Below are 9,619 nucleotides of genomic sequence, written 5' to 3'. Positions count from 1 at the left end.
GGTGCACTCGACAGGATTCGAACCTGTGACCGCTCGGTTCGTAGCCGAGTACTCTATCCAGCTGAGCTACGAGTGCATTTGTTGCCGCGCATTATAGGCCGTTCAATCTCTATGTAAAGCTATTTTTTCGTTAATTTTCAACAACTTACCGAAAAAACCAGATTGCAACGTACTAAGCAAATAATGGCGGAGAACGGGGGATTCGAACCCCCGACACCCTTTTGAGGTGTACTCCCTTAGCAGGGGAGCGCCTTCGGCCACTCGGCCAGCTCTCCGCAACACGGGGCGTATATTAACCACGTTCCTCCCCGTTTGCAAACATAAAAAACGATAAAAATTAAAGGCTTGGTTCTTCGTCCTTCTCTTTCTTGATCCGCAGGTAGATTTCCTCGCGGTGGACCGCTACCTCTTTCGGAGCATTAACCCCGATACGTACTTGATTGCCTTTGACGCCGAGCACGGTCACGGTGATTTCGCCATCACCGATAATCAGGCTTTCTGCGCACCGACGAGTCAGAATCAGCATACCTTTCTCCTCACGCATTTCATTTCAGGAACAACAGTCTGCAAAAAAAAGGCGTTCGACCTACGACTCGAGAGTCATAGCCCTAACGACCTAAGTATTGTCGAGCGCACACAAAAGACCATGCGCCCTACAAAAAAAGGAAAGGCGCGGTAGACCGCGCCTTCCTGGCACTACATCACTCGCCCTGTCGGGCCGGAGCGTCTAGCTCAAACGCGGTATGCAGCGCGCGCACAGCAAGCTCCAGGTACTTCTCTTCGATCACTACCGAGACTTTGATTTCAGACGTGGAGATCATCTGGATATTGATGCTTTCCTTGGCCAGAGCCCCAAACATGCGGCTGGCAACGCCGGCATGGGAACGCATGCCCACACCCACGATCGACACCTTGGCAATCTTGATATCGCCGACCACTTCACGGGCGCCAATCTCGCTCGCGGTGTTCTCCAGGATTTTCAATGCCGCATCGTACTCGTTGCGGTGCACAGTGAACGTGAAATCGGTGGTGTTATCGTGCGAGACGTTCTGCACGATCATGTCGACTTCAACATTCGCATCACTGATCGGGCCCAGAATCTTGAAGGCCACGCCCGGGGTGTCTGGCACGCCACGGATCGTCAGCTTGGCTTCATCGCGGTTGAAAGCGATGCCGGAAATGATCGGCTGTTCCATGGATTCCTCTTCATCAATAGTAATGAGGGTGCCCGGACCCTCTTTGAAGCTGTGCAATACGCGCAGCGGAACGTTGTACTTGCCGGCGAACTCCACCGCGCGGATCTGCAAAACCTTGGAACCGAGGCTGGCCATTTCCAGCATCTCTTCGAAGGTGATCTTGTCCAGACGCTGGGCCACGGAAACGACACGCGGGTCAGTGGTGTAGACGCCATCCACATCGGTGTAGATCTGGCACTCATCAGCCTTGAGAGCTGCCGCCAGAGCCACGCCGGTAGTGTCCGAACCGCCACGCCCGAGGGTGGTGATGTTGCCGTGTTCATCCACACCCTGGAAGCCCGCTACAACTACCACGCGGCCAGCTTTCAGATCAGTGCGAATTTTCTGATCATCGATCTGCAGAATGCGCGCCTTGGTGTGCGCACTGTCGGTGAGGATACGCACCTGGCTGCCCGTGTAGGACACCGCAGGAACGCCACGCTTGTTCAGGGCCATGGCCAGCAAGGCGATGGTCACCTGCTCACCAGTAGAGACGATCACGTCCAGCTCACGCGGGAGCGGTTGCTGGTCGCCACTGATTGCCTTGGCCAGCTCGATCAAGCGATTGGTCTCGCCGCTCATGGCCGACAGCACCACCACCAGGTCGTCGCCAGCATCGCGGAATTTCTTAACCTTGTCGGCAACCTGCTCGATTCTTTCGACAGAGCCGACCGAGGTGCCTCCAAATTTCTGTACGATCAAAGCCATTTCTAAGCCGCCTCAGCCCGTAAAGGGGCGCCTAAATATCCAATCAACCAGCACCGAACAAGCCCGCGACTAGACCACGGGCCAGTTAACAGCGCCTTAAATACCTGCCTCGACAAACGGCACGGTCAGGGCCAGGGCCGCATCCAGAGCACCGGCATCGACACCACCGCCTTGCGCCATGTCCGGACGACCACCGCCCTTCCCGCCCACCGCCGCGGCGGCTTGCTTCATCAAATCACCGGCCTTGAGTTGGCCAGTCAGGTCTTTGGTTACACCGGCAACCAGAACGACCTTATCCTCATGGACACCGCCGAGCAGGATCACTGCGCGGCCGAGCTTGTTCTTCAACTGATCGACCAGGGCCAACAGCGCCTTACCATCCTGACCATCCAGGCGCGCCGCCAGGACTTTCACGTCCTTGACGTCCACCGCAGAAGACGACAGATCGTCGCCTGCCGCACTGGCTGCCTTGGCCTGCAACTGCTCCAGCTGTTTTTCCAGAGCACGGTTGCGCTCCAGCACGGCGGACAGCTTGTCGATCAGGTTGTCGCGGCTGCCCTTGACCAGGCTGGCCGCTTCCTTGAGTTGTTCTTCGGCCGCATTGAGGTAGGCCAGGGCCGCAGCGCCAGTCACCGCCTCGATACGTCGCACACCGGAGGCCACACCACCTTCACTGATGATCTTCAGCAGGCCAATGTCGCCCGTGCGGTTGGCGTGGATACCACCACACAGTTCCACCGAGAAGTCGCCGCCCATGCTGAGTACGCGCACGTTGTCGCCGTACTTCTCGCCGAACAGTGCCATGGCGCCCTTGGCCTTGGCGGTCTCGATATCGGTTTCCTCGGTTTCAACCGGGGTGTTCTTGCGCACTTGTGCATTGACGATATCTTCCAGGGCCTTGATCTGCTCCGGCTTAATCGCTTCGAAGTGGCTGAAGTCGAAACGCAGACGCTGGCTATCGACCAACGAACCCTTCTGTTGGACGTGCTCACCCAGCACCTGACGCAATGCAGCGTGCAGCAAGTGAGTGGCCGAGTGGTTCAAGGCGGTTGCATGCCGTACTTCGGCATCGACCTGCGTGTCCACTGGCGCGCCGACCGTCAAGTTGCCCAGCACCAACACGCCGTGATGCAGGAACGCACCGCCGGTCTTAGTGGTGTCACGCACTTCAAAACGACCCGATGTCGAGCTCAGGAAACCACAGTCACCGATCTGGCCGCCCGACTCGGCGTAGAACGGCGTCTGGTCCAGGACCACAACGGCTTCGTCGCCTTCATTTAGAACGTCGACCGACTTGCCATCTTTATAGAGGGCAACGATCTTGGCCGAGCCAAGGGTCGCCTTGTAGCCAGTGAACTCGGTAGGCACATCAACTTTGACCAGGGTGTTGTAGTCCAGGCCAAAGGAGCTGGCGGAGCGAGCACGTACGCGCTGGGCTTCCATCTCACGCTCGAAGCCGGCTTCATCAATGGTCAGCTCGCGCTCACGGGCGATGTCAGCGGTCAGGTCCATCGGGAAGCCATAGGTATCGTAAAGCTTGAACACCACATCGCCCGGCACCACGGTGCCTTTGAGCTCAGCCAGGTCCTGTTCCAGGATCTTCAGACCGTGCTCCAACGTCTTGGTGAACTGCTCCTCTTCAGCCTTGAGCACGCGCTCGATGTTGCCCTGCTGCTGCTTGAGTTCTGGAAACGCTTCGCCCATCTCGGCCACCAAGGCGGCAACGATTTTGTAGAAGAAGCTGCCGGTGGCGCCCAACTTGTTACCGTGGCGGCAGGCTCGACGAATGATGCGGCGCAGCACATAGCCACGGCCTTCGTTGGACGGCAGCACACCGTCGGCAATCAGGAAGCCGCAGGAACGAATATGGTCCGACACAACCTTGAGCGAAGACTGGCCCTCATTGGCGCAACCAATGGCCGCCGCCGACGCGCTCAGCAGGTTGGTAAACAGGTCGATTTCATAGTTGGAGTGAACGTGCTGCATCACCGCACTGATCCGCTCCAGGCCCATGCCGGTGTCCACCGACGGCGCCGGCAGCGGATGCAACACGCCATCGGCGGTGCGGTTGAACTGCATGAATACGTTGTTCCAGATCTCGATGTAACGGTCGCCGTCTTCTTCCGGCGAGCCCGGCGGGCCACCCCAGATGTCGGCGCCGTGATCGTAGAAGATCTCGGTGCAAGGGCCACATGGGCCGGTATCGCCCATCGTCCAGAAGTTGTCGGAGGCGTAAGGCGCGCCCTTGTTGTCGCCGATGCGAATCATGCGCTCGGCAGGCACACCGATTTGTTGGGTCCAGATGTCATACGCTTCATCGTCCGTCGCGTAGACGGTGACCCAGAGTTTTTCCTTTGGCAGCTTCAGCACGCCGGTCAGGAAGGTCCAGGCGAAGGTAATCGCATCTTTTTTGAAATAGTCACCGAAGCTGAAGTTACCCAGCATTTCGAAGAACGTATGGTGACGGGCGGTATAGCCGACGTTTTCCAGGTCACTGTTCTTGCCGCCGGCACGTACGCACTTCTGGCTGCTGGTGGCGCGGGTGTAGGCGCGCTTTTCCTGGCCCAGGAAGCAGTCCTTGAACTGGTTCATCCCCGCGTTAGTGAACAGCAGGGTTGGGTCATTGCCTGGGATCAAAGAGCTGGAGGCGACACGGGTGTGACCTTGCTCTTCGAAGAAGCGAAGGAAGGCTTCACGGATTTCTGCGCTTTTCATTAGGTTCTTCCACGGAGGCTGCGGCCAAAGGCCAGTGCGCAACATCATCAGACGGAGCGACGGCAAAAGGCCGCATTATATCGGCCCTTTGCCGGGGGTACAGCGTGTTTATGCGATAGAGACGCTCAATTAGACGGTCTGCACGATCATTTGCGCGAAAATTCGACGAATGTCGCGAGCACCTGCTCGATCTGCGCCCGGCTGACATCCAGATGAGTGACCATACGAAGGCGTGGCGCGGCGCTCAACTTGATCCCGCGCTCGGCAGCAAAGGCCTTCAAGGCCTGGGCCTGATCGCCGATCTGCACGTAGACCATGTTGGTCTGCACCGGCTCGACCTCATACCCCGCTTTGCGCAGCTCTTCGCCCAGCCACTGAGCGTTGGCGTGGTCATCAGCCAGGCGTTGCACCTGATGATCCAAGGCATACAGCCCCGCCGCAGCCAGGGAACCGGCCTGGCGCATACCGCCACCGACCATCTTGCGCAAACGCCGGGCCTTGGCGATCAACATCGTAGAGCCGCACAGCACCGAGCCGATAGGGGCACCTAGCCCCTTGGACAGGCACACCGACACCGAATCGAAATGCTGGGCGATCTCCCGCGCATCCACCCCAAGCTTGACCGCCGCGTTGTAGATTCGCGCGCCATCCAAATGGAGGGCCAAGCCATGTTCACGGGTAAACGCCCGCGCCTGGGCCAGGTATTCCAAGGGCAGCACTTTGCCTTGCATGGTGTTTTCCAGAGCCAGCAAGCGGGTGCGGGCGAAGTGGAAATCGTCCGGCTTGATCGCGTCCCGTACATGGTTCAAATCCAGGGAGCCATCCGCCTGCACTTCCAGCGGCTGCGGCTGGATCGAACCCAGCACCGCTGCACCACCGCCTTCATATTTGTAGGTGTGGGCCTGCTGGCCGACGATATATTCCTCGCCGCGCTCACAATGAGCCATCAACGCCAGCAGATTGCTCATGGTGCCGGTGGGCACGAACAACGCCGCAGCAAACCCAAGGCGCTTGGCCAATTCAGCTTCCAGCAGATTGACGCCGGGGTCTTCACCGTAGACGTCATCGCCGCTGACGGCAGTGGCCATCGCGTCCAGCATGCCGGGGGTGGGTTGGGTCACGGTATCGCTGCGCAGGTCAATCACGGTCATGAAACAGGCCTCTAACAGGTTGAGTACGTCCTTTTATCGATGATTACTGCGGGCAAAGCCCCGGAATATCAAGCCCCGTTTGCATTCAATCGAATACCAACCAAACAAACCGATATAGGTTATCGATACGGCGTCCGTGCAGTTTTTGAAAAACCATGTTAAAAATCTCCCCGCCGCCAGGGTTCTGGTGGCAACGTTCTCAGGGCGGGGTGTAATTCCCCACCGGCGGTAATTACACGCAATGTGTATAGCCCGCGAGCGCTTGGCGCCTCGAACTGCTCACGCGGGACGGCGACAAGGTCAGCAGACCCGGTGTGATCCCGGGGCCGACGGTCATAGTCCGGATGAAGAGAGAACGGGATTGAGACCTAAGGGCCGCGCGCCTATTGACGCATGCGTACCCTTAAATCCCATTCGATTCATAACGCCCTGTTTTTTTCTTAAACAGGAGTCAGAACATGCAACCCACCGCTATCGACAGCAAAAGCAAAAACCACTACGGCGAGCGCGTCGCGTTTATCCAAGCCTGCTGGCACAAGGATATTGTCGACCAATCCCGTAAAGGCTTCCTCGCCGAAATGATCGCCCAGGGCTACCAGGAATCGGACATCGATTTCTTCGAAGTCGGCGGCGCCTTTGAAATGCCCCTGCACGCCAAGCTACTGGCCAAGACCGGTCGTTACGCCGGTATCGTTGCCGCCGCGCTGGTGGTGGACGGTGGCATCTACCGTCACGAATTCGTCGCCCAATCGGTGGTCAGCGGCCTGATGCAGGTGCAGCTGGAAACTGAAGTGCCGGTGTTCTCGGTATCGCTGACGCCGCATCACTTCCACGCGGGCAGCGAGCACCACGCGTTCTTCCATGATCACTTTGTGCACAAGGGCCAGGAAGCGGCGAAGACCTGCGCAGATACCCTGCACAAAGTACGGGCGATCCGTCGTAGCGAGCCACGGGCGGTAGCGGTCTAAGCAACACTGCAAAACAAAATGTGGGAGGGGGCTTGCCCCCGATAGCAGTGTGTCATTCAGCTCATCTGTAGCTGAGACACCGCCATCGGGGGCAAGCCCCCTCCCACATTTGCATCCGGTTACGCCTTGAGACCTATGCCAGGCCAGCGTCCGTGGTCGGCACAATCAATATCCCTGCCCGCAAACCATTCTTCACCTTAGGGTTGGGAAAGATGATGCGTGCGCCCTCCTCCTCGATCACCCAACGCGTCTTGGCCACATCTTCGGCCAGCAGATAACCCTTTTCCAATTCCGAAAAGTTTTCCACGTCAGCCGGCAAGTGCAGCAGGAAAGCATCACTGTGCTTGATGACTTCACGCGACACGGCGAACAGTTTCAACCCGTCCAGGCTGTCAGTCTCAGGCTCCGTGCCTTCGATGATCTGTTTGAGGCGCAGCTCCAGGCGGGAAACATTCACCCCTTGGTTCTGCCCGAATGGCCGCGCCTTGCCCAGTTCCAGGGTGAAAGCTTCGGCGTCCAGTTGCTCGTAGGTAAACGCCGTGAAGGTGATCGACGTCTTGTTCTGCAGTAGCACCGCTTCCATGCCGGCAGCGTTCAAACGCGCCAGTTCGCGACGCGAATGCTGGCGCCCGTCTTTCCAGGGGTACAGGGCGAATTGCTCAATCTTCGAGCCGCGAATGGCGGTGTGCAAATCGTAATGCAGGCGCGAACGGCCAGGCTGGCTGAAGAAGCTACGGGCCAGTTGTTCAAGCTCGGCGGCGCGCATGGCTTCGGGGCCGATGTTTTTTTCGTGACGGCCGTTGAACAGCCGGTTGACGTCCAGTTCGAGGTAACGCTCGCCGCGGCGCATCGCCTCGGGGTTGCCGAACAGGAACAAAATACGAGTGCGGGGTTTGATCTCCCCACGGGCGATGCCATGCAACAAGCGGTCGAGCAGTTCGATCGGCGCGGTTTCGTTGCCATGGATGCCGGACGACAGCAGCAGGTCGCTGCCATTGTCCCGTGCTTCAGGAGGACGCACTTCAAGCGCGCCCTCGCTGAGCCAGCGCATCTGCACGCCGTCGACAGTCGATTGAATTTTTTGCGCCGGTTCACGACCGGCGAGGGTCAGTTCAAGCAATTTGCCGAGGGCGAGCATACGCAGCTTCCTTAGTGGTTGCAGCCTGGGCCGTGGACGTGATCGTCGTCATCACCTTCAACGTCGGCCGGTTCCATTTCCAGCTGCAGGCTCATCAGGTTGGTGGCCAGTGGGCGCATCAGCAGGTTGGCGTATTCGGCATCGCCTTCTTCGACGTCCACACCGATCAGCAGTTGGCCACGGCCGTCGTGCTGGATCCAGATTTCCTTGCCCTGCCAGACCACGGCGACGCGGGTGCAGGAGGTTTCCAGCTGGGTGCCGTCGGTGTCTTCAAGGATCAGCTTCAGGGTGTCGGTGGTCATAAAATAGTTCTCAGCCGTGCGGCGTTAATTGATCTGGAAAGGATAAACCGAGCCCAGTTTAAGGATTTGCGTCAGTTCATCCAGTGCCGTCCGACACTCAAGCAGCAACTGCGGGTCAGCCAGGTCGGTTTCACGCAGGCTGTCGCGGTAGTGTTTGTCGACCCATTGGGTCAGCGTGTCGTACAACGGCGCGGTCATGATAACCCCTGGATTCACCGCCGCCAGTTCCGTTTCGTTCAGCGCCACGCGCAAGCGCAGGCACGCCGGGCCGCCGCCGTTCTGCATGCTCTGCTTGAGGTCGAAGACCTTCACTTCGCGGATCAGCCCACCCGCAGCGGTCAGGCCTTGCAGGTAATGCCACACGCGCTCATTGGCGCGGCACTCTTCTGGCACGATCAACAGCATCGAGCCGTCAGGTCGGGTCAGCAACTGGCTGTTGAACAGGTAGGAACGCACTGCGTCCTCGACGCTGACCTGGGCGCGCGGCACGCACACCGACTGGAAGTTGCCGCCCACTTTGCCCAACTTTCCTTGCAGTTCGGCGAGCATCTGTTCGGTATTGAGGAACGCATCCTCGTGATAGAACAGCACTTCGCCGTTGCCCACCGCGATCACGTCGTTGTGGAACACACCCGCATCAATCACGGCCGGGTTCTGCTGGGCGTAGACCACGCCGTCGTCTTTCAAACCGTGCAGACGGGCGACGGCCTGGGAGGCTTCGAGCGTTTGGCGTGCCGGGTATTTCTGGGGGGCCGGGTAACGGGGATCGAACGCGCTGCGGCCGAACACAAAAAACTCTACCCCGGCCTCGCCATATTCACGGCAAAAACGCGTGTGGTTGGCCGCGCCTTCGTCGCCGAACTGCGCCACCGCCGGCAATGCGGCGTGATGGGCAAAGTGTTTCTGGTCAGCAAACATCGCGCCCAGCACGCGGCTGGTGGTCGGGTGTTCAATGCTGCGGTGGTACTTGCAGTTGAGGTTGGCGGCGGTGAAATGCACGCGACCATCCGCCGTGTCGGCGCTCGGGCTGACCGTGGCGGCGTTGGCCACCCACATGCTCGACGCAGAGCAACTGGCGACCAACAACGGCATGGCCTGCTTGGCCGCCTGCTGGATCACCTGGGCATCGGTCCCGCTGAAGCCAAGGCTGCGCAAGGCGGCCACGTCCGGGCGCTCTTGGGGCGCGAGTACGCCTTGCACAAAGCCCATGTCCATCAGGGCTTTCATTTTTTGCAGGCCCTGCAACGCTGCTTCCTTGGGGTTGGAATGCTGCTGGCTGTTGCTCTGGGACGCGACGTTGCCGAAGGACAAACCGCCGTAGTTATGGGTCGGCCCCACTAGACCGTCAAAATTGACTTCATAGGATTTCATCGGCGAGGCTCCACGAACATCTGTTTTTATA

At 58.9% G+C, this 9,619-nt stretch carries 8 protein-coding genes, 2 tRNA genes and 1 riboswitch; of the genes, 1 reads left to right on the top strand and 9 read right to left on the bottom strand.

Translation table 11 applies throughout. The features are described 5' to 3' along the window. Window positions 1-2: 2 nt before the first annotated feature. The 6 genes from ACEN2T_RS28885 to ltaE form a co-directional block, all read right to left on the bottom strand. Window positions 3-76: transfer RNA gene (locus ACEN2T_RS28885), tRNA-Arg, on the bottom strand. Window positions 77-184: 108 nt separating this feature from the next. Beyond that, window positions 185-275, bottom strand: a tRNA-Ser gene (locus tag ACEN2T_RS28880). Between the two features lie 62 nt (window positions 276-337). Beyond that, complete coding sequence (gene csrA / locus ACEN2T_RS28875) at window positions 338-526, bottom strand: carbon storage regulator CsrA (RefSeq protein ID WP_003175645.1); 189 nt, start codon at window positions 524-526, stop codon at window positions 338-340. Between the two features lie 175 nt (window positions 527-701). Then, a complete protein-coding gene (locus ACEN2T_RS28870; protein ID WP_032886761.1) occupies window positions 702-1,943 on the bottom strand; it encodes an aspartate kinase in 1,242 nt (413 codons plus the stop codon). Between the two features lie 96 nt (window positions 1,944-2,039). Next, window positions 2,040-4,658 (bottom strand): alanine--tRNA ligase, encoded by a 2,619-nt coding sequence (gene alaS / locus ACEN2T_RS28865; RefSeq protein ID WP_032886760.1) that lies wholly within the window; start codon window positions 4,656-4,658, stop codon window positions 2,040-2,042. Window positions 4,659-4,804: 146 nt separating this feature from the next. Then, the gene (ltaE, locus tag ACEN2T_RS28860) at window positions 4,805-5,809 is read right to left on the bottom strand and encodes a low-specificity L-threonine aldolase (protein ID WP_442117929.1); all 1,005 of its coding nucleotides are present in this window, start codon (window positions 5,807-5,809) and stop codon (window positions 4,805-4,807) included. A 191-nt stretch (window positions 5,810-6,000) separates the two neighbouring features. Then, window positions 6,001-6,170: riboswitch (FMN riboswitch) on the top strand. Window positions 6,171-6,267: 97 nt separating this feature from the next. Between ltaE and ACEN2T_RS28855 the strand changes: the two genes are divergently transcribed. After that, on the top strand, window positions 6,268-6,777 hold the full coding sequence (locus ACEN2T_RS28855) for a 6,7-dimethyl-8-ribityllumazine synthase (RefSeq protein WP_095185700.1): 510 nt from the start codon (window positions 6,268-6,270) through the stop codon (window positions 6,775-6,777). 133 nt (window positions 6,778-6,910) lie between these two features. Here the strand turns inward: ACEN2T_RS28855 and astE are convergent, their stop codons facing one another. The 3 genes from astE to astB are packed head-to-tail and all read right to left on the bottom strand — an operon-like array spanning window position 6,911 to window position 9,588. After that, a complete protein-coding gene (astE, locus tag ACEN2T_RS28850) occupies window positions 6,911-7,915 on the bottom strand; it encodes a succinylglutamate desuccinylase (RefSeq protein ID WP_032886757.1) in 1,005 nt (334 codons plus the stop codon). An 11-nt stretch (window positions 7,916-7,926) separates the two neighbouring features. Then, window positions 7,927-8,217, bottom strand: a complete 291-nt coding sequence (locus ACEN2T_RS28845) for a hypothetical protein (RefSeq protein WP_003214319.1) — start codon at window positions 8,215-8,217, stop codon at window positions 7,927-7,929. Window positions 8,218-8,241: 24 nt separating this feature from the next. Continuing rightward, entirely contained in the window at window positions 8,242-9,588 is a 1,347-nt protein-coding gene (gene astB, locus ACEN2T_RS28840; protein WP_095185702.1) for an N-succinylarginine dihydrolase, read from the bottom strand. Window positions 9,589-9,619: the final 31 nt, after the last annotated feature.

The sequence above is a fragment of the Pseudomonas sp. W22_MBD1_FP4 genome (assembly GCF_052113765.1).
Lineage (GTDB): Bacteria > Pseudomonadota > Gammaproteobacteria > Pseudomonadales > Pseudomonadaceae > Aquipseudomonas > Aquipseudomonas sivasensis.
This window is presented reverse-complemented; position numbering and strand designations above follow the sequence as displayed.